This window comes from Mesorhizobium sp. P2_A8, from assembly GCF_056404935.1.
In genome coordinates this window covers 220030-240052 of record NZ_JBFUDB010000009.1, presented here as the reverse complement: position 1 = coordinate 240052, position 20023 = coordinate 220030, and the positions used below count along the sequence as shown (strand labels likewise).

The window sequence follows — 20023 nt, the reverse complement described above, 5'->3', positions numbered from 1 at the left end:
ATCTCAGGGCCGTTGCGCGCCGCGCCTTGGATTCGCCTGGATTGATGCCACAGTCACGGCGCTATCCGCGCCGCGGAAGAATTTGAGGGTTTATCTTGAACGATATTCTTCACGCGCTTTTCAGCACCCAAGGCTTCGTCCTCGGCACGCTCTTGCCGTTCCTCTTTGTGCTGACGGTGGTCGTGTTCGTCCATGAAATGGGCCATTATCTTGTCGGGCGCTGGTGCGGCATCGGGGTCAAGGCCTTCTCGATCGGCTTCGGCCCGGAGCTTTTCGGCTTCAGCGATAGTCACGGCACGCGCTGGAAACTGTGTGCGATACCGCTTGGCGGCTATGTCAAATTTGTCGGCGACATGAATGCCACCTCGAGCCAGCCCACTTCGGAAGAGATGGACACGCTGACCGAGGAGGAGCGCAAGGTCGCCTTTCACACGCAGCCGATCTGGAAGCGCGCGGCGACGGTGGTCGCCGGGCCGCTGTTCAACTTCCTGCTGACGATCATCGTCTTTACCGTGTTGTTTTCCGCCTATGGCCGCTATGTCGCCGAGCCGATGGTCGCAGAGGTGACCGCAGACAGCCCGGCGGCGAAAGCCGGCATCCTGCCCGGCGACCGATTCGTCAGCGTCGACGGCAGCAAGGTCGAAACCTTTGGCGACGTCCAGCGCCTGGTTTCGGGACGCGCCGGCGACACCATCACTTTCGTCATGCTGCGTGACGGCAAGGAGGTCACGGTGACTGCGGCGCCGCGGCTGATGGACCAGGAAGACGCGCTCGGCAACAAGGTCAAGGTCGCCGTGATCGGCGTCGTCAACAACAAGGAACTCGGCCAGCCGAGGTTCATCACCTACACGCCCGTCGGTGCGGTTGCAGCGGCAGTCGAGGAGACCGGGCATGTCATCCAGCGCACCGGTCAGTTCCTGCAGCGTTTCGTTGTCGGGCGTGAGGATAAATGTCAGCTGGGCGGCCCGGTGAAGATCGCCGACATGGCCGGCAAGGCCGCGAAACTGGGGTTCGAATGGCTCGTGCAACTGATTGCACTGCTGTCTGTCGGCATAGGGTTTCTGAACCTTTTGCCGATTCCCCCCCTCGACGGCGGCCATCTCTTGTTCTACGGGGTGGAGGCCGTCATTCGCCGTCCGGTGTCGGATCGGATGATGGAAATGGCCTATCGGGTCGGGTTGCTTCTGGTGCTGGGCTTCATGGGTTTCGTTTTCTGGAACGATCTGTTTGGCTGCTGAAATCATGAAGAAATTTGGCTTTGGCATGGTCGATGTTGAGACGCCGTTTACCATGCACGGGGATATGAGTGACGCGAAAGCCACGCCGCAGGGTTAAGTAAATACAAATTAACCAGAAGCCTTGCGTGTAGGGAAAATCCGGTTAATACGGTACGAGAAATTACCGCACGTCCGGTTTTCTCGCCGTGGGGACTACGAGAAAAGGTTATTAAGCCCGATGAAGGCAGCATCCAAGTTTCTGAGCGCCGCTTCCGCGGTGACCCTGTCCGCGGCTCTTGTCGTGCCAGGCGCGCTCGCAGTGCAGTTCGTTGCCACATCGGCGGCCGAAGCCGCTGTCGTCAGCAGAGTCGAAGTGAGCGGCAACCAGCGTATCGACGCTGATACCGTCCGCAATTACATCTCCATCAAACCGGGCAAGGCGTTCTCCAGTTCCGATATCGACAGTGCGGTCAAGGCGCTGTTCGGCACGGGCCTATTCTCGGATGTGCAGATCAACCAGGTCGGCTCGACGCTGGTGGTCAAAGTTTCCGAATACCAGGTCGTCAACCAGGTGCTGTTCCAGAACAACAAGAAGCTCAAGGACAATGCGCTGGCGATGGCGGTGCAGCTGAAGCCGCGCGGAACGTTTTCGCAGGCGACGCTCGATTCCGACGTCGAGGCGGTCAAGGCTGCCTACAGGCGTATCGGTCGCGACGATGTGACTGTGACCACGCAGGTCATGCAGCTTGGCGACAACCGCGTGAACGTGGTCTTCAACATTACTGAAGGCGACCGCACCCAGATCGCGGCGATCAATTTCGTCGGCAACAGCGCCTACTCCAGCCGCCGCCTGTCGGATGTGATCAATACCAAGCGTTCGTCATGGGTTTCCTTCATCCTGCGCGACGACGTCTATGACGACGACAAGCTGCGCGCCGACCAGGAGTTGCTGCGCCGCTTCTATTACAATCACGGCTATGCCGATTTCCAGGTCGTGTCCGCTGTCGGCGAACTCGACAACGCGACGAACAAGTACACGGTGACCATCACCGTCCAGGAAGGCGACCGCTACACGTTCGGCGATGTCAGTGTCGAAAGCACGATCCCGGAAGTCGACAGCAAGTCGCTGGAATCGGTGGTCGAAACCCGCAAGGGCGACGTCTACAACGCCAAGGACGTCGAGGACACCATCATAGCGCTGACCGAGAAGGTGGCCGGTTCCGGCTATGCCTTCGCGCAGGTGACACCGCGCGGCGACCGCAATTTCGAGAACCACACCATTTCGGTTGTCTACACGATCGACCAGGGCACCAAGGCCTATATCGAGCGCATCGAGATCCGCGGCAACGACCGCACGCGTGACTATGTCATTCGCCGCGAGTTCGACGTCAGCGAAGGCGATGCGTTCAATCAGGTGCTCATCCAGCGCGCGAAGAAGCGCCTGGAAGCCCTAAATTACTTTGACAAAGTCGATATCTCGACCGTGCCGGGCTCGCAGCCCGACCAGGTCGTGCTGGTTGTTGACGTTGTCGAAAAGTCCACCGGCGAGTTCTCTGTCGGCGCCGGCTATTCGACCGGTGGTGATACGTCCGGTCCGTCCGTCGAAGGATCGATCACCGAGCGCAACTTCCTCGGTCGTGGCCAGTTCATCAAGGTGTCGGCTGGTGGCGGCAAGAATTCGCGCGACTACAGCCTGTCTTTCACCGAGCCCTATTTCCTCGGACGGCGCATTGCCGCGGGCTTCGACATCTTCAAGCAGACGCGGGAGTACGACAAATACGATAGCGATACCACGGGCGCTACGGTGCGCTTCGGCCTGCCAATCACCAACAGCATCACGACGCAGCTCGCGTATAACATCTCGCGGGAAAAATATGAGTACGACGACAACTGCGATGACAATGCAGACGGCGTGCTGGGTGACTGCGACATCTCGAAGGCGATCGTTCAGGGTATCGACGAAAGCCCCTGGATCAAATCGTCGGTCAGCCTTGGTCTGGTCTACAACACCATCGACGATATGAAGAACCCGCACGAAGGCATTTACGCCAACACGACGGCCGAATTTGCCGGCTTGGGCGGCGATGCCAAGTATGTGAAGCTTACCGGGCGCGGTAGCGTCTATCAGACGCTCTCGGAGCAGTTCGATCTGGTTGGCCTCGTGTCGGCTGGTGCAGGTCATGTCCAGTCTTACGGCGGCGATGGCAGTTTGCGCATCTTCGACCAATTCCAGAGTACCGACCGCATGATCCGCGGTTTCGAATATGGTGGCATTGGCCCGGCGGACAGTCTTACGGGTGACCACCTCGGTGGCACGACGTATTTCAACGCCTCGGCCGAAGCCCAGTTCCCGCTGCCGGTCATTCCGGAAAGCTTTGGCTTGCGCGGCGCCGTGTTCGCGGACGCAGCAACGCTCTATGGCACCAAGATCAGCGACACCGTCGCCGCTCAGACATCGACTGACATGAAACTGCGCGCCTCGGTCGGTGTCGGTCTGATGTGGGCGTCGCCGTTCGGTCCGATCCGTATCGACTATGCGATCCCGGTCAAGAAGGAAGCAACCGACGACGTGCAGGAATTCAACTTCGGCATATCGACCCGCTTCTGATCGGCGGCCAACGATGCTCCCGGATTTTTAAGGTCCGGGAGAAATGTTCCGACCTAGCTGGATATAGCTTCTGGAATGACCGATCCGGTGTTCTTCGCGCCATCACGCCGGTACACGGCGGGCGAAGTCGCGAATCTGACCGGCTCGGTGCTTGTCGATTCCGGCCAATCCGATATTTCGATCGAGGCACTCGCGCCGGCCAACGAAGGCGGCGAGAATGCGCTCGTTTTCGTCGATGGCAAACGCAATTCGGCGCTGATGCCGTCACTGCGGGCGGCCGCGGTCCTATGTCCGGCGGAATTCGCCAGCAAGGCGCCGGCTGGCATCGCCGTTCTGGTCCATCCACGTCCGCAACAGGCCTTCGCGCTGGTCGGGCGTCTGCTCTTTCCGACAGCCGCGACACCGGGGCCAATGACCAGTGAAACCGGTGTCTCGCCGCATGCTCATGTCGATCCGACCGCGCATGTCGAAGCCGGCGCGGTTATCGAGGCCGGTGCTGTCATCGGTCCGAGTGCTTCGATCGGTGCCGGCACCGTCATCGCGCCCAATGCGGTCATCGGACAATCCTGTCAAATTGGCCGCGACGGGTATGTTGGCCCGGGCGCCAGCATCCAGTATGCCTTGATCGGCAACCGCGTCATCATCCATGGCGGCGCCAGGATCGGCCAGGATGGGTTTGGCTTCGTCGGCGGCGCCAAGGGCCCCGAACGTGTGCCCCAGGTCGGCCGTGTCGTCATCCAGGACGACGTCGAGATCGGCTCGAACACCACCGTCGATCGCGGCGCCATGTCCGATACGATCATCGGCCAGGGCACCAAGATCGACAATCTCGTGCAGATCGCCCATAACGTTCGCATCGGCCGCAATTGCATAATAGCCGGGCTTTCGGGTATTTCGGGTTCAGTGGTCGTGGGTGACAACGTCACCATGGGAGGCGGCGTCGGGCTTGCGGATCACCTGACCATCGGGTCTGGGGCCAAGCTTGCCGCCAGAAGTGGATTTATGAGCAATGTCCCTGCAGGCGAGATCTGGGGCGGTTATCCGGCACAGCCGATGGCGGAAGCCATGCGGGAGATAGCCATGCTGCGCAAGCTCGCCAGGACCCGCAAACAGGGCGAGGGAGGCAATGGCTGACATGATCGCGTCGACGACGCTGGAAGCGGTCGACATCATGGGGCTGATGAAGCTCCTGCCGCACCGCTATCCGTTCCTGATGATCGATCGCATCGTCGACATCGACGGCGACGAGTCTGCTGTCGGCATCAAGAACGTGACCATAAACGAGCCGCATTTTCAGGGCCATTTCCCCGAGCAGCCGGTCATGCCGGGTGTGCTCATCGTCGAGGCGATGGCGCAGACGGCCGGCGCCATCTGTATCCGCAGCCTGGGCACTGAAAAGCCGTCATTGGTCTATTTCCTGACCATCGACAACGCCAAATTCCGCAAACCGGTCGTCCCCGGCGACCAGTTGAAGATTTATGTCAAGAAAATCAAGAAACGCGGCAACCTGCTCAAATTCGCTTGTGAAGCCATGGTCGACGGCGCCAAGGCGGCCGAGGCCGAGATTTCAGCCATGATGGTCACCAGCGACTGACGATCGAATGCTTATGAAAATCAAGACATCTATCCATGCTTCCTCTGTCGTGGAGGAAGGCGCCCAAATCGGCCAAGGCGTGCGCATTGGCCCGTTTTGTCATGTCGGCGCCGACGCGGTGATCGGCGACGGCGTCGAACTGGTCAGCCATGTCTCGGTGATGGGCGCGACCACCATCGGTGCGTCGACCAAGGTCTACCCGATGGCGATACTGGGCGGACCGCCGCAGAACACCAAGCACAAGGGCGGCCGCACCACCCTGGTCATCGGCAAGAACTGCACGATCCGCGAAGGCGTGACCATGCATCTCGGTACCGATTCCAGCCGCGGCGAGACGACGGTCGGCGACAACGGCAATTTCCTTGCCTATGCCCACATCGCCCATGATTGCGTCGTCGGTAACAATGCGACATTCGCCAATGGGGCGACGCTGGGCGGCCACTGCGAAGTCGGCAACAGTGTCTACATCGGCGGCCTGACGGCGGTTCATCAGTTTGTCCGCGTCGGTGACAATGCCTTTCTCGGTGGCTGCTCTGCGATCGTGGGCGACGTCATCCCCTATGCCATCGCGGTCGGCAACCGCGCCAGCTTGCGAGGCCTCAACATCATTGGCCTGAAGCGTTCCGGCCTGCCAAGGTCCGAAATCCATCTGCTGCGCAAGGCCTACAGGATGATCTTCGATCGTTCCCGAACCGTTGGCGAGAACATCGAATTCGCCAAGGCGGAGTTCGCGTCGTCACCGACCGCCATGAAGATCATCGATTTCATCACCAGTCGCGGCAAGCGGCATTATGCGGTGCCGTCGCTCAAAGGCGGCGATGGCGACGATGTCGATGACGAAGACTGAGACCGCATCAGCGGGTCTTGATCTTCCGCCGGGTTCCAGGGTCGGCATCATCGCCGGTGGTGGCAGTCTGCCGGTCGAAGTCGCGGCCGGCTCGGCGGAACGAGGTTACCCTCCCTTTGTCATCCTGATGGAAGGTGAGGTGAACCGCATGGCCGACCTTTCCCGGTATGAGCATGAAAGCCTCGCTCTCGAATCTATCGGCTCGCTGATACCATTGCTGAGGCGGCACCGGATTACCCATCTCGTGCTTGCCGGCGAGATCAAGCGCAGGCCACGATTGCTTGCGTTGCGTCCCAGTCTCAGCCTGCTCGCGGTGATCCCCCTGGTGGTCATGGCGCTGGCGCGTGGTGACGATGGCCTGCTGAAGGTCGTGGCTCGCGGCCTCGAAGCGCGTGGAATAAAGGTCGTCGGCGCCCACGAAATCGTGCCGAACCTTGTCGCCGCCAAAGGCGTCCTGACCAAAGCCGCGCCACGAAAATCGGACTGGCCCGACATCGAGGCTGGCCTTGCGGCGGCAAAGGCCATAGGGGCGCTGGATATTGGCCAGGCGGCGATCGCGGTCGGCGGCCGGACCATCGCGCTCGAAGGCATCGAGGGGACAGCCGGACTGCTCGATCGTGCGAAGCTGCTGCGCGGCCACGGCCGTATAGCGGGCAAGACCCGCGGCGTCCTCGTCAAATGCGCCAAGCCTGGTCAGGAACTGCGCGCGGATCTTCCTTCCATCGGTCCGCAGACGATCGAGGCGGTGCATGCGGCCGGGCTTGCCGGCATTGCCGTCGAGGCAGGACGGTCGCTGGTTCTCGAAGGCTCTGAAACCATAGCGCGCGCCAACGCCCTCGGTCTGTTCGTCATTGGTTTGCCTGCTGCTGCGGAGCCGCACCATGGCTGACAGGGCATTGAAGATCGCAATCGTTGCCGGTGAGGAGTCCGGCGACTTGCTTGGCGCCGACATCGTGCGTTCGCTCAAGCAGGCTACCGGGCGTGAGGTGCAACTCGTCGGTCTCGGCGGCCGCCATTTGCAGGCACTGGGATTGGTGTCGCCATTCGATGCCGGCGAGATCGCACTCATGGGTTTCAGCGCTATCCTGCGCGACCTGCCGCGCCTGATGCGGCGGATCAACCAGCTGGCCAAAACCGTTGCGGATGAGAAGCCTGACTGCCTCATTACCATCGACAGCCCCGACTTTTCGCTGCGCGTCGCCAGGAAGGTGCGTACGGCCAATCCGTCGATCCCGATCATCCACTATGTCTGCCCGAGCGTCTGGGCCTGGCGGCCGGGCAGGGCGGTGGCGATGAAGCCCTATGTCGACCATATCCTCTGCATCCTGCCGTTCGAGGTAAAGGAGCTCGAGCGGCTTGGCGGCCCGCCCGGAACCTATGTCGGGCATCGCCTCACCCATGATCCGGGCGTCCTCGCCGCGGCCAAGGCGCAGGACCCGTTACGCGACCTCGCTCCGGACCACGTCAAGACATTGCTCGTCCTGCCCGGTTCGCGGCGCGGCGAGGTGCGGCGGCTGCTCGACCCGTTCGGCGAGACAGTATCGATGCTGCGCGCGCGCGGACATCGTCTGCGGCTGCTGCTGCCGACAGTGCCGCATGTCGCCGACCTGGTCAGATCCTCGGTCACCAGGTGGGACGAGAAGCCCGAGATCATCCTTGATCCCCAGCGCAAATGGCAGGCTTTCGGCAAGGCCGACGCCGCGCTGATCGCGTCCGGGACGGTATCGCTGGAGCTGGCGCTGGCGGGTGTGCCGATGGTCTCCTGCTACAGGCTCGATCCTGTCGCCCGTGTCGTCGCGCCTTACCTGCTGTCCGTCTGGTCGGCGCTGCTGCCCAACCTGATTGCGGATCGCGCGCTGGTCCCGGAATTCTACAACGAGTACGTCAAGCCGAACAATCTGGCCCGGCAACTGGAAGCGCTGTTCGCCGATAGCGGGATGCGCGCCTGGCAAAAGCAAGGCTTTGCCGAGATCACGCGGCGTATGGCGACCAGCAAGCCGTCCGGTGAGATCGCGGCGGGTGTCGTGCTTCATCACATAAAAAAAGCGCCCTGACGGGCGCCTTTCTTAGTCTGGAAAGCTTCGATCAGCGCTTGGCGATCGGCACGTAGTCGCGCTCTGGCGCGCCGGTATAGAGCTGGCGCGGGCGGCCGATCTTCTGGCGAGGGTCCTCGATCATCTCCTTCCACTGCGCGATCCAGCCGACGGTGCGGGCGACCGCGAACAGTACGGTGAACATGGTGGTGGGGAAGCCCAGCGCCTTCAGCGTGATGCCGGAATAGAAGTCGACATTGGGGTAGAGCTTCTTCTCGATGAAATAGGGATCGGTCAGCGCGATCTTTTCCAGTTCCATGGCGATGTCGAGCAGCGGATCGTCCTTGATGCCAAGCTCGCCCAGAACCTCGTGCGCCGTCTTCTGCATGATCTTGGCGCGCGGATCGTAGTTCTTGTACACGCGGTGGCCAAAGCCCATCAGCCGGAACGGGTCGTTCTTGTCCTTGGCGCGGGCAATGAACTCCGGGATGTGGTCGACATGGCCGATCTCGCCCAGCATGTTCAGCGCCGCTTCATTGGCGCCGCCATGGGCCGGGCCCCACAGGCAGGCAATACCGGCAGCGATACAGGCGAACGGGTTGGCGCCCGAAGACCCGGCGAGACGCACGGTCGATGTCGAGGCGTTCTGCTCATGGTCGGCGTGCAGGATGAAGATACGCTCCATGGCGCGCGCCAGCACGGGATTGATCTTGTATTCCTCGCACGGCACCGCAAAGCACATATGCAGGAAGTTGGCGGCGAAGTTCAGCTCGTTCTTCGGGTAAATGAAGGGTTGGCCGATGTGGTATTTGTAGGCCATCGCCGCGATCGTCGGCATCTTGGCGATCAGCCGCATGGAGGCAACCATGCGCTGGTACGGGTCGGAGATGTCGGTGGAGTCGTGATAGAAAGCCGACAGCGCACCGACCACGCCGCACATCACCGCCATCGGATGCGCGTCACGGCGGAAGCCGGTGAAGAAGCGCGACATCTGCTCGTGCACCATGGTGTGGCGCGTCACGCGGTAATCGAAATCGTCCTTCTGCGCCTTGGTCGGCAATTCGCCGTAGAGCAGGAGATAGCAGACCTCGAGGAAATCGCCATGTTCGGCCAGCTGGTCGATCGGATAGCCGCGGTGCAAGAGGATGCCGGCGTCGCCGTCGATGAAGGTGATCTCGGACTCGCAGCTTGCGGTCGAGGTGAAGCCGGGATCGTATGTGAAGGCGCCGGTGGTGCTGTAGAGCGAGGCGATGTCGATGACATCGGGCCCGACCGAGCCGCTTCGCACCTTGAATTCGTGAGTCTTGCCGGCGAATTCAAGCGTTGCCGTGGCCTCTTGGGTCGTGCCGCCCAAATCCAGTTTTTTCGCAGCTTCGGTCATTGCAAACTCCTTATTGTTTCCTCATGCCGGCAAAGGCAAAATTCTGCAGAGCGACACGTCGAAATCACCGCAATGCGCGTATTCGCCACCGCATTTTAGGAGGTGCGTGCCAGATTGGGCCAAGGCCTAATGTTGCACTGCGAAACGCGCCTTTCAATGCCAATCTTCTTGGGCCAGATTGCTCCTAATCGATTTGATCCGCTATGCGAGCCAGGCTCTCGTTGCGCCCGAGCACGGCAAGCACGTCGAACACGCCCGGCGAGGTGCTCTTGCCGGTCAATGCAGCGCGCAAAGGCTGGGCCACGGCGCCAAGCTTGTGGCCGCCAGCCTGCGCATAATCGCGGACCGCGGCCTCAGCCGCAGTGGCCGTCCAGTCGCCCGAAAGCGCGTTCAAAGCTTCGTGAGCGCCGCGCAAGACCTTGCGTGTGTCGTCATTGAGCAGAAGTGCCGCCTTGTCGTCGATTGGTAGCGGCCGGGTGGCAAACAGGAAAGCGGCGCCATCGACAAGCTCGACCAGCGTCTTGGCGCGCTCCTTCAGGCCCGGCAGCGCGGCGAGCAGCTGCGCCTTGTTGTTGTCGTCGAGGCGTGCGGCCATCGCTGGACCACCCTCGAGATAGGGCAAGGTGGCGATGAAGATATCGAACAGCTCGGCATCGCTCATGCGGCGCATATGGACGCCGTTCAGCGCCTCGAGCTTGGCGAAGTCGAAGCGGGCCGCGCCCTTGTTGACATCGCCGATGTCGAACCAGGAGATCATGTCCTTGATCGACATGATCTCGTCGTCGCCATGGCTCCAGCCGAGCCGCGCCAGGTAGTTCAGCAGCGCTTCCGGCAGGTAGCCCATGGCGCGATAAGCCTCGACCCCAAGGGCACCGTGCCGCTTCGACAGCTTGGCGCCATCGGCGCCGTGGATCAGCGGGATATGCGACATCGACGGCACGCCCCAGTCCATGGCGTTGTAGATCACCGTCTGGCGGGCGGCGTTGGTCAGGTGGTCGTCACCACGGATGATATGGGTGACGCCCATGTCGTGGTCGTCGACGACCACGGCATGCATGTAGGTCGGGTTGCCATCCGAACGCAGGATGATGAAGTCGTCGAGATCCTTGTTGGGAAATCGCACCTCGCCCTGGACACGGTCGTGCACCACCGTCTCGCCCTCGGTCGGCGCCTTGATGCGGATTGCGCCCTTGATGCCTGCAGGCGCCTCGGACGGGTCGCGGTCACGCCACCGGCCGTCATAGCGGGGCGGCAGCCCCTTGGCCCGTGCTGCCTCACGCATCGCCTCCAACTCGGCCGGCGTCGCGTAGCAGTAGTAGGCCTTGCCCATGCGCACGAGCTCCTCCGCCACCTCACGGTGGCGCGGCGCACGCTCGAACTGTGACACCGGCTCGCCGTCCCAGGTCAACCCGAGCCAGGAAAGCCCGTCGAGAATGGCCGCGGTGGCAGCATCGGTCGAACGCTCACGATCGGTGTCCTCGATGCGCAGCAGCATCGTGCCATCGGTGTGCTTTGCATACAGCCAGTTGAACAGCGCCGTGCGTGCCCCGCCGATGTGCAGGTAGCCGGTGGGCGAGGGGGCAAAACGGGTGACGACCTTGTCGGACATGGAACTCTCGGAAACCATCTTAAGCGGGTGCGGTTGCGCGGACTTTCGCGCGGTCGGCGTTCATGTAGCATAGGGTGTCGAGGGCGCAAGGGGCAGACCCGATGGCTGGACCAGGCCGGGGCTCGAATCAGGGCGAGGACGCTGCTATCGGCGTCAGCGAACGGTCGCTGTTTGCGCCGCCGCAGCCGGCTTCGTTGCCGCCGCCATCACCTCTCGTGCCGGGCACCGGCAACCTGCCATTGCAAGCCGATATCCCGGTCGTTGCCGAAGTCGGCAGGATCGTGCGCGTGCGCCGGCAAATCGGTCCGATATCACTGCCTCGCCTGCGACACAGCCTGGCCACGGCAGCGGGCCTGGAGCTCGACCGAGGCGTGGCCTTTCTGCTGGTGCCGGTCTGCCTGGCAATCGGCGCGATCGGCTATTTTTCGCTGGCGGCGGAGCCTGACTTTCCAAAGCCTGTCGCGGTCGTTGCACTGACGGCGTTCTGTGCGCTTGTCTCGCGTTCCTGGCCGAAAACCCATCTGTGCCTCATGGCAGCATTGTTGTGTGCGCTGGGCTTGCTCGCCGCAAAGGTCGAGACATGGCGGGCGGGAACGCAGATTCTGGGTTCGGAAATCTCGACTCAACTGACGGGGCGGGTGGTCTCGCTCGACCGGATGGAGAGCGGCCGCATTCGGCTCACCATCGATGTGACATCGACCGCCCGGCCGAAGTTGCGCTATGCGCCGGAGCGGGTTCGGCTTTCGGCGCGAAAGATCCCGGCAGAGATGACCGCCGGCTCCCTCATCGCCGGCTACGCCAAGCTGTTGCCGCCGACAGGCCCGGTACGGCCGGGCAGCTACGATTTCTCCTTCGACAGCTACTTCGCCGGCATCGGCGGCAGCGGGTTCTTTCTCGGCAATCCAAAGATGGCCGCCACCGATGGCAACGAGATGCCGCTGTCGGCCCGCCTTTCCTCGGGGATAGAAAATGCCCGCGAAGCCATCGCCGACCATATCAGGGGCAGTGTCGGTGGCGCCGAGGGCGAGATTGCCGCGGCGCTGATCGTCGGCGTGCGCGCCGGCATTCCCGATGACATCAACGAAGCGATGCGGAGGACCGGCATTTACCACATCATCTCCATTTCCGGACTGCACATGGCGCTGGTCGCCGGCACAATCATGGGCTTGCTGCGTGGCGCCTTCGCCCTGTTTCCGGACTTTTCCGCGCGTCGACCGGTGAAGAAATACGCGGCCGCCGCGGCACTTTTCTCGATCGCCGCCTACCTGATCATCTCTGGCGTCGTCGTTGCCGCCGAGCGCAGCTTCATCATGCTGGCCGTGATGCTGATTGCCGTGCTGTTCGATCGGGCGGCGCTGACCATGCGCAATCTGGCGATCTCGGCGATCGCCGTCATTGTGGTGTCGCCGCACGAAGTGGCCGGCCCGAGCTTCCAGATGTCGTTCGCGGCGACGGCTGCGCTTGTCGGCGCCTATGCCGGGTGGTCGGATCATCGAGCGGGAAAGACGAGACCTCCGCCGCCACGGCGATCGCTGCCTGGGTTTCTCACGCAAAAATTCCTGCTGGCGGCTGGCGGCCTTGCGATGACCTCCATCATCGCCGGCGGCGCGACTGCACTGTTTGCCATCTGGCATTTTCAGCGGGTGTCGCCGCTCAGCCTGTTCGCCAATCTGGCCATCATGCCGATCGTGTCACTTGTAGTCATGCCCTTCGCCGTCCTCAGTGCTCTGGCGATGCCATTCGGTGCCGACGGCCCCTTTCTTTATGTGATGGGCAAGGGCCTGACGGCGATGATCGCCATGTCCGGATGGATTTCCGAGCGCTCGCCGGTCGACGCCGTCGGGTTGATTTCGCAGCAGTCTGTCCTGCTGGTGGCGATTGCCTTGGTCATTGCGACGATGGCGACGACATGGCTGCGGCTCGCAGCCCTTCCCTTTGCGCTTGCCGGCCTGTTGACCGTCTCGAATACGCGCCCACCGGACGTGCTGATCTCGGAGGACGCCAGGCTGGTTGCGTTGCCGATCGGGGGCGGCGAGCTGGCCGTCAGCCGCGCCCGTCCGAACGAATTCACGGTCGACAACTGGAAACGCGCGCTGACATCGGAAACCATCATCGTGCCGGAGGTGTTCAGCAAAGGAGAGGGGCAGTTCGACATAGCGGATGCCGCTGAACTGCCGCCGGGCGCGCCTTTCTACTGCACGTCAGGCGTTTGTCTCGCCAAGCATCCGTCCGGTGTGATCATCGCGCATGTCGAAGACGGGAAGGACGCCTGGAAGGCCTGCGGCTTCGCAGACCTGATCGTCATCAATGACGCCACGGCCTATGACCCCTGTCACAATCCGCTGGTGCTTGTCATCACCAAGCGACAACTGGCTCGCAAAGGCAGCGCCGCCGTCTTCTTCGATCGGGAGTCTGCGACGACGCCGGCAACGGTCAGCTTCGCGGTGGACAGGCCATACCGGCCCTGGCACACGCAACGCAAATTCTCGCGCGAGGCGAGGGGCCTTCCACCCTATCGCAAACCCGAAAAGCCGGCTGCAAGCCCTGCTCAGTAGCGCCTGATCAGGCCGACGAGCTTGCCTTGCACCTTGACCCTGTCCGGTCCGAAAATGCGGGTTTCATAGGCCGGGTTGGCGGCTTCGAGGGCTATCGAGGCGCCCTTGCGGCGGAACCGCTTCAGCGTCGCTTCCTCTTCATCCACCAGCGCCACGATGATCTCGCCCGGGCTGGCTGTATCGGCGTTACGGATGATGACCGTGTCGCCGTCGAAGATGCCGGCCTCGATCATCGAATCGCCCTTGACCTCCAAGGCGTAGTGCTCGCCGCCCATGATCATGTCCGGCGGCACCGAGATCGAATGCGTCTGGTGCTGGATGGCGTCGATCGGCACGCCGGCGGCGATGCGGCCCATCACCGGGATCGACACGGCGGAGACGACGTCGTCGTCATTGCCGGCAGAAGGCATCCGCGAAGGCGACGGTTTGATTTGCCGGCCAAGGCCGCCTTGACCGAGGCTGCCCTGGATGACGCTTGGTGAGAACTTTTTTGCCGCGTTGAGGCCAGGCGCGATCGAGTCCGGCAGCCGCAGCACTTCCAGAGCGCGCGCCCGGTTGGGCAGCCGGCGAATGAAGCCGCGCTCCTCCAGCGCCGTGATCAGCCGGTGGATGCCGGATTTGGAGGCGAGGTCGAGCGCTTCCTTCATCTCGTCGAAGGATGGCGGAATGCCGCTTTCCTTGAGGCGTTCATGGATGAACATCAGCAGTTCATGTTGTTTGCGCGTCAGCATGGCAGCCCCCAGGTTACCTGAAATCGGAATCGGAAAAACAAACCCAGAACAAACACTATCTGTTCCAGTTGTGTTCCGCAACCGTTTAAAGTTTAATGAATTTGTTAAGACGGCTGAAATCATTTGCCGCGCGGTAGCGTGCGGCGTTCCACGCTTGCCTGCAACCGCCACAGCCTTGGTTCGATTGAAAATGTTATGGTTAATGGCTTTGGCCCACCCTGTGTCGGGCTTGGCATCCGTTACAGATGAAGCTCAACGAGAGGGCTTTGGTCACGTCACCGATGGTTGGCCTGCCGTGAACGAAACGAAGCCAAAATGCCAACTTCGCCGGAGAAATTGACCAAGTCGGCTTTAGCCTGTTCCTGTTGCATTACCGCTTGTTCGTGCTGCCGTCGCCAGCATGGACATAGACATGCAACGTGTAGCCGATGTGGGCGATCATCAGGGTTTTCGCGCGCTCGATGTTGCGATCCAACGCCGCTTCCATGAGCGCGGTGTGATGTTCGATCGCGACAGCCTGGCGCAACGCCGCCACGGCCTCCTCATAACCATGCTGCAGGCCAGCGACCGCTCGCAGGGTTGGTGCAAGGCCTAGAAACCGGTGATGGCGACGCAGTTGATCCGCGATCGTGGAATGGAAGGTCAGCAGCCATGGGGATGCTGCCGCGCCGAGCAGTGCCGCGTGGAAAGCCTCGTGCTTTTCGTCCCATTCGTCCACCACGCCGTCGGACGGGTCGTCGACCGCTGTCTTGCAGCGCGACAGCCGGTAATGGGCCGCGACAACGGCATCCTCCCATTCACGGCCGCCTTTCTCGATCGATTCCTGGAGCAGCGGCAGTTCGACCACGAGCCTCGCGCGTGACAGATCTTCCAGCTCGACGCGCGAGACTGGTGCGACGGCAAAGCCACGATTGCTGATGGCGGTCACCAGGCGCTCGGCCTCCAACCGCGACAGCGCCTCGCGCAACGGGGTCCAGCCAATGCCGTAGCTGCTCCGCAACGCGCTGAGCTTGAGCGGCGCGCCGGGCTTCAGGCGGGTCGTGAGGATATCGCGACGCAGCAGCCTGTAAGCTGCTTCCGTTTTCGAGAAGTGCTCGTCATCCAGCATCGCCGTCCATCCGTACTGCCTGGGCGACGATTATATATGAAAACCTCTCGTTCCGTAAATTATATATAACGTTTGACAGCGCCTAGGAGACTGCCCATGATCGGCTAACGGTTTCACCTGATGCTCATCCGAGTACGCTCATGCGCGGGGATAGTCGATCATGAATGCCACTCTCGATCTCGCTGCAATCGAGGCGATGGATGCCGCGGATCCGCTGCGTGCCATGCGCGATCGTTTCGTCTTGCCGGAAGGGGTCATCTACCTCGACGGCAATTCGCTTGGCGCGGCTTCACCCGCCGTCTTCGAAGAGATCCAGAAGGCCGCGACGCAGGAATGGGCGCAGGATCTCATCCGTGCCTGGAACACCGCCGGCTGGTTCGACATGCCGGTCGAGCTCGGCGACCAGCTCGGACGCCTGATCGGTGCCGCGGCCGGCCAGACGGTGGTCTGCGACACGACCTCGATCAACATCTACAAGGTGCTGCATGCGGCACTTGCAATGCGGCCTGACCGGTCGGTCATCGTCGCCGAGGGCGACAGTTTTCCAACCGACCTCTATATGGCCGAAGGCGTTGCCTCGACGCGGCCAGGTACCGTGTTGCGGCTTGAGGGCGTCGACGCGCCTGCTATCGAGGAGCTCATCGATGAACGCGTCGCCGTTATCCTGGTCAACCACGTCAACTACAAGTCCGGTCAGTTGCGCGACATGGCAGCCTTGACGCGCAGGGCTCATCAGGCCGGTGCGCTGATTGTCTGGGACCTCTGCCACACCGCCGGTGCGCTGCCGGTCGAGCTTGACGGGGCTAATGCCGATTTCGCCATTGGCTGCACCTACAAGTACCTCAATGGCGGCCCGGGCTCACCGGCCTTCATCTATGCCGCAAGGCGCCACCACGGAGATGTCTATCAGCCGCTCAGCGGCTGGTGGGGGCATGCGCGGCCGTTCGCCTTCGAACAGGCCTATGCGGCCGGCACCGGCATCCGCCGCTTCCTGTGCGGCACGCAGCCGGTGTTATCGATGCGGGTGCTCAAGGGCGCGCTCGACCTCTGGAACGATGTCGACATGGCGGCGGTACGCAAGAAAAGCATCGCACTGACCGACCTGTTCATCCAACTCGTCGAAGCGAAATGCGGCGCCTATCGCCTCGAACTCGAAAGCCCGCGCAACGGAGAAGAGCGCGGCAGCCAGGTTTCGTTCATCCACCCGCATGGCTACCAGGTGATGCGGGCCTTGATCGAGCGCGGCGTGATCGGCGATTTCCGCGCGCCGTCGACGATCCGCTTCGGCTTCACGCCGCTCTATGTCGGCTACAGGGATGTCTGGCAGGCGGTCGAGGTGCTGGAGGACATCCTGCGCACCGGCGCCTGGCGGGACGCGCGGTTCGCGGTCAAGACTGCAGTCACTTGAGGTGTGTTGATATTCAGGTGATACCGGCCTGCATACGACGGCTTTCCGCGCTTCCGGTGCTCATGGACCCGAATGTCCGTTCCGCTCCGGTTCTCGAAAGCCACCGTTTTCGGCTCGGCCTGACCTGACTCTCATTACTGCTTGATGCATAAAAGTGCGCACGATGGTCAGAGTCGGGTGCGGACCGTCCAGAGCTCCGGAAACAGGACGACCTCGAGCATCTTCTTCAAGTAGGAAGCACCCGACGTGCCTCCGGTACCGCGCTTCAGGCCGATGATGCGCTCGACCGTGGTGACGTGGTTGAAGCGCCAGCGGCGGAAGTAATCCTCGAAGTCGACCAGCTTCTCGGCCAGTTCATAGAACATCCAGTAGCGCTGCGGGTCGCGGTAGACTGTCTGCCAGGCGACCAGGACCTCTTCATTCTCGGTTCGCGTCTCACGCCAGTCGGTGCGCCTGGCGTCGGCGCCGATGTCGAATCCGTTGCGCGCCAGCAGCAGAAGCGCTTCGTCGTAGAGCGACGGCTCGGCCAGAATAGCCTCAAGCTTCCCGCTGAGATCCGGCCGGTGCTTGTGCGGGCCGAGCATGGCGAGGTTGCGGTTGCCGGCCATGAACTCGATGGCGCGATACTGCCAGGACTGGAAACCCGAGGATTGGCCGAGCGCGTCGCGGAACTCGGTGTATTCGCTGGGCGTCATCGTCCGCAGCACGTCCCAGGCGTTGTTCAACTGCTCGAAAATGCGGGCGACGCGCGACAGCATCTTGAAGCTCGGTTCGAGGCGGTCGCCGCGGATGGAGCGGATCGCAGCACCGATCTCGTGCAGCGCGAGCTTCATCCAGAGCTCGGAGGTCTGGTGCTGGATGATGAACAGCATCTCATCATGCGCCGACGACAGCGGCGTCTGTGCCTCCAGCACTTTCTCCAGGTGCAGATAGTCGCTGTAGGACATGCGCTCCTTGAACGACATCTGTGCGCCTTCGGAAGCCGGATCGTATGGTTCGCTCAATTGATTTTCTCCGTGCGCAGCCGGAAGCGCTGGATCTTGCCGGTCTGCGTCTTGGGCAACGCAGCGATGAACTTCACCGATCGCGGGTATTTGTAGGGCGCGATCGTCGCCTTGACGTGGTCCTGCAGGCGCTTGGTGGTCAACGCGTCAGGTGCCACGCCTTGCACCAGCACGACATGCGCCTCGACGATCTGGCCGCGTTCGGCGTCTTGGGCGCCGATCACAGCGCATTCGGCGACATCCGGATGCGCCAGCAGCGCCGCCTCGACCTCTGGGCCAGCAATGTTGTAGCCGGCGCTGACGATCATGTCGTCGGAGCGGGCAGCAAAATGGAAGAAGCCGTCCTCGTCCTGCGTGAAGGTGTCGCCGGTAAGGTTCCATCCGTCGCGGACATATTCTTTCTGCCTGTAATCGGCCATGTAGCGGCAGCCGGTCGGGCCGCGCACCGCCAGCCTGCCAGTCGCGCCGCGCGGCACCTCGCGCATCTCGTCGTCGACGATGCGCGCTTCGTAGCCGCCCACTGGCTTGCCGGTCGATGCCGGCTTCATGTCGTCGAAGCGGTTGGAGATGAAGATGTGCAGCATCTCGGTGGCGCCGATGCCGTCGAGGATCGGTTTGCCGGTCTTTTGCGTCCACTCCTCGAAGACCGGAGCCGGCAAGGTCTCGCCGGCCGAAACGGCGACGCGTAGCGATGACAGGTCGGCACCCTCATCCATGGCCTTCAGCATGGCGCGATAGGCGGTCGGCGCGGTGAAGGAGATGGTCGCTTTGTAGGTCTCGATGATGTGGATCATGTTGGGTGGCGTTGCCTGTTCCAGCAATGTCGCCGCCGCACCGAAGCGCAGCGGGAAGATGGCGAGACCGCCAAGGCCGAAGGTGAAGGCCAGCGGCGGCGAGCCGACAAAGATGTCGTCCGGCGTCACCTGGAGGATTTCGCGGGCATAGGCGTCGGCGATGATCAAGAGGTCGCGGTGGAAATGCATCGTCGCCTTCGGCACGCCTGTCGTTCCCGAGGTGAAGCCGAGCAGCGCGACGTCGTCGCGGCCGGTGTTGACGGCGCTGAAAACAACCGACTTGTCGAGAGCCGCGCGATCGAGTTCGGCATCATGGTTGGCGGTGCCGTCGAAGCCGATAACCTGCTTGAGGAACGCGCTGTCCTTGGCGCAAGCGGTCATCTCGTCCATCAGCCTGGTGTCGCAGAGCGCGATTGTGATTTCCGCCTTGTCGACGATCTTGGCAAGCTCGCCGGCGCGCAGCATCGGCATGGTGTTGACGACCACGGCGCCGACCTTGGTGGCAGCCAGCCAGCAAGCGACCATGGCGGGGTTGTTGGCCGAGCGGATCAGCACCCGGTTGCCGGGCTTCACGCCATAGTTCTCGACCAGCGCATGGGCCAGCCTGTTCGTCCAGTCGGACAGTTCCTTGTAGGTGCGGCGGCGGCCATTGCCGATCAGCGCGGTATGGTCACCCAGGCCCTTCTCGACCAGCCTGTCGGTCAGTTCGACGCCGGCATTGAGACGTTCGGGATAGTCGAAACCGTCGAGCAGGAAGTCCGGCCATTGCTCCGGCGGCGGCAGGTGATCGCGCGTGAACGTGTCGATATGCGCTGAAGGCCCAAGCATGTCGCCGCTATCCTGTCTGCTGCCTGGCCAGTGCACGAGGCTCTGGCTGGTGTGGTGGATTTGGAATTCCTGCTTTTAGAGGAGGCTTCGTGCCGCCAGTCGCTACCTTGCTCAACATCGGCCGAAAGGGCGGACATCTGCAGGTTTTGGGCAGCACAGCAGACCTCCCATTGTCGGCTGTTCATCAGGGCAGGATCGCACCAGTCGAAATTTGTTTCAAGCCTAAAATGTTTTGTCCTGGAGCATTGACGCATGACGCGGCGGTGGCCATTGCTAGCGGAGAAACGATGCCGTTTGGGGAGGGGT

General features: G+C 62.2%; 16 protein-coding genes. 10 read left to right on the top strand and 6 right to left on the bottom strand.

The window, feature by feature from the left end; translation table 11 throughout:
• Window positions 1-95 precede the first annotated feature (95 nt).
• The 7 genes from rseP to lpxB all read left to right on the top strand — a co-directional run bounded on the left by rseP (window position 96) and on the right by lpxB (window position 8320).
• Window positions 96-1238 (top strand): RIP metalloprotease RseP, encoded by a 1143-nt coding sequence (gene rseP, locus AC1D10_RS26285; RefSeq protein ID WP_379104430.1) that lies wholly within the window; start codon window positions 96-98, stop codon window positions 1236-1238.
• A 217-nt stretch (window positions 1239-1455) separates the two neighbouring features.
• On the top strand, window positions 1456-3825 hold the full coding sequence (gene bamA, locus AC1D10_RS26280; protein WP_477277059.1) for an outer membrane protein assembly factor BamA: 2370 nt from the start codon (window positions 1456-1458) through the stop codon (window positions 3823-3825).
• A gap of 75 nt (window positions 3826-3900) precedes the next feature.
• On the top strand, window positions 3901-4959 hold the full coding sequence (gene lpxD / locus AC1D10_RS26275; RefSeq protein ID WP_477277057.1) for a UDP-3-O-(3-hydroxymyristoyl)glucosamine N-acyltransferase: 1059 nt from the start codon (window positions 3901-3903) through the stop codon (window positions 4957-4959).
• Window positions 4952-5419, top strand: a complete 468-nt coding sequence (gene fabZ / locus AC1D10_RS26270) for a 3-hydroxyacyl-ACP dehydratase FabZ (RefSeq protein WP_027036657.1) — start codon at window positions 4952-4954, stop codon at window positions 5417-5419. The genes lpxD and fabZ overlap by 8 nt, the downstream gene beginning before the upstream one ends.
• Before the next feature lie 13 nt (window positions 5420-5432).
• The gene (gene lpxA / locus AC1D10_RS26265) at window positions 5433-6266 is read left to right on the top strand and encodes an acyl-ACP--UDP-N-acetylglucosamine O-acyltransferase (protein WP_477277054.1); all 834 of its coding nucleotides are present in this window, start codon (window positions 5433-5435) and stop codon (window positions 6264-6266) included.
• Window positions 6238-7155, top strand: a complete 918-nt coding sequence (locus AC1D10_RS26260) for an LpxI family protein (RefSeq protein ID WP_477277052.1) — start codon at window positions 6238-6240, stop codon at window positions 7153-7155. Before lpxA ends, AC1D10_RS26260 begins: the two co-directional genes overlap by 29 nt.
• Window positions 7148-8320: a lipid-A-disaccharide synthase gene (gene lpxB, locus AC1D10_RS26255; protein ID WP_477277050.1), complete on the top strand. Its 1173-nt coding sequence runs from the start codon at window positions 7148-7150 to the stop codon at window positions 8318-8320. Before AC1D10_RS26260 ends, lpxB begins: the two co-directional genes overlap by 8 nt.
• 31 nt (window positions 8321-8351) lie before the next feature.
• On the opposite strand, the gene gltA is transcribed toward lpxB, so the two are convergent.
• Together gltA and gltX are read right to left on the bottom strand one after the other, a co-directional pair.
• Window positions 8352-9680 (bottom strand): citrate synthase, encoded by a 1329-nt coding sequence (gene gltA / locus AC1D10_RS26250; protein ID WP_477277048.1) that lies wholly within the window; start codon window positions 9678-9680, stop codon window positions 8352-8354.
• A gap of 184 nt (window positions 9681-9864) precedes the next feature.
• On the bottom strand, window positions 9865-11289 hold the full coding sequence (gltX, locus tag AC1D10_RS26245) for a glutamate--tRNA ligase (protein WP_477277046.1): 1425 nt from the start codon (window positions 11287-11289) through the stop codon (window positions 9865-9867).
• A gap of 101 nt (window positions 11290-11390) precedes the next feature.
• Here gltX and AC1D10_RS26240 point away from each other — a divergent pair, with 101 nt between their 5' ends.
• On the top strand, window positions 11391-13844 hold the full coding sequence (locus tag AC1D10_RS26240) for a ComEC/Rec2 family competence protein (protein WP_477277044.1): 2454 nt from the start codon (window positions 11391-11393) through the stop codon (window positions 13842-13844).
• Here the strand turns inward: AC1D10_RS26240 and lexA are convergent.
• Window positions 13838-14575: a transcriptional repressor LexA gene (gene lexA / locus AC1D10_RS26235; RefSeq protein WP_379104446.1), complete on the bottom strand. Its 738-nt coding sequence runs from the start codon at window positions 14573-14575 to the stop codon at window positions 13838-13840. The genes AC1D10_RS26240 and lexA overlap by 7 nt on opposite strands.
• Here lexA and AC1D10_RS26230 point away from each other — a divergent pair.
• Window positions 14538-14915 (top strand): hypothetical protein, encoded by a 378-nt coding sequence (locus AC1D10_RS26230; RefSeq protein ID WP_477277042.1) that lies wholly within the window; start codon window positions 14538-14540, stop codon window positions 14913-14915. The genes lexA and AC1D10_RS26230 overlap by 38 nt on opposite strands.
• 30 nt (window positions 14916-14945) lie before the next feature.
• On the opposite strand, the gene AC1D10_RS26225 is transcribed toward AC1D10_RS26230, so the two are convergent.
• Window positions 14946-15683, bottom strand: a complete 738-nt coding sequence (locus AC1D10_RS26225; RefSeq protein ID WP_477277040.1) for a GntR family transcriptional regulator — start codon at window positions 15681-15683, stop codon at window positions 14946-14948.
• A gap of 160 nt (window positions 15684-15843) precedes the next feature.
• Here AC1D10_RS26225 and kynU point away from each other — a divergent pair, with 160 nt between their 5' ends.
• On the top strand, window positions 15844-17091 hold the full coding sequence (gene kynU / locus AC1D10_RS26220) for a kynureninase (protein WP_477277038.1): 1248 nt from the start codon (window positions 15844-15846) through the stop codon (window positions 17089-17091).
• 167 nt (window positions 17092-17258) lie between these two features.
• Here kynU and kynA read toward each other — a convergent pair whose 3' ends face one another.
• Together kynA and AC1D10_RS26210 are read right to left on the bottom strand one after the other, a co-directional pair.
• On the bottom strand, window positions 17259-18095 hold the full coding sequence (kynA, locus tag AC1D10_RS26215) for a tryptophan 2,3-dioxygenase (protein ID WP_477277036.1): 837 nt from the start codon (window positions 18093-18095) through the stop codon (window positions 17259-17261).
• Window positions 18092-19717: an AMP-binding protein gene (locus AC1D10_RS26210; RefSeq protein ID WP_477277034.1), complete on the bottom strand. Its 1626-nt coding sequence runs from the start codon at window positions 19715-19717 to the stop codon at window positions 18092-18094. The genes kynA and AC1D10_RS26210 overlap by 4 nt, the downstream gene beginning before the upstream one ends.
• Between the last annotated feature and the right edge of the window lie 306 nt (window positions 19718-20023).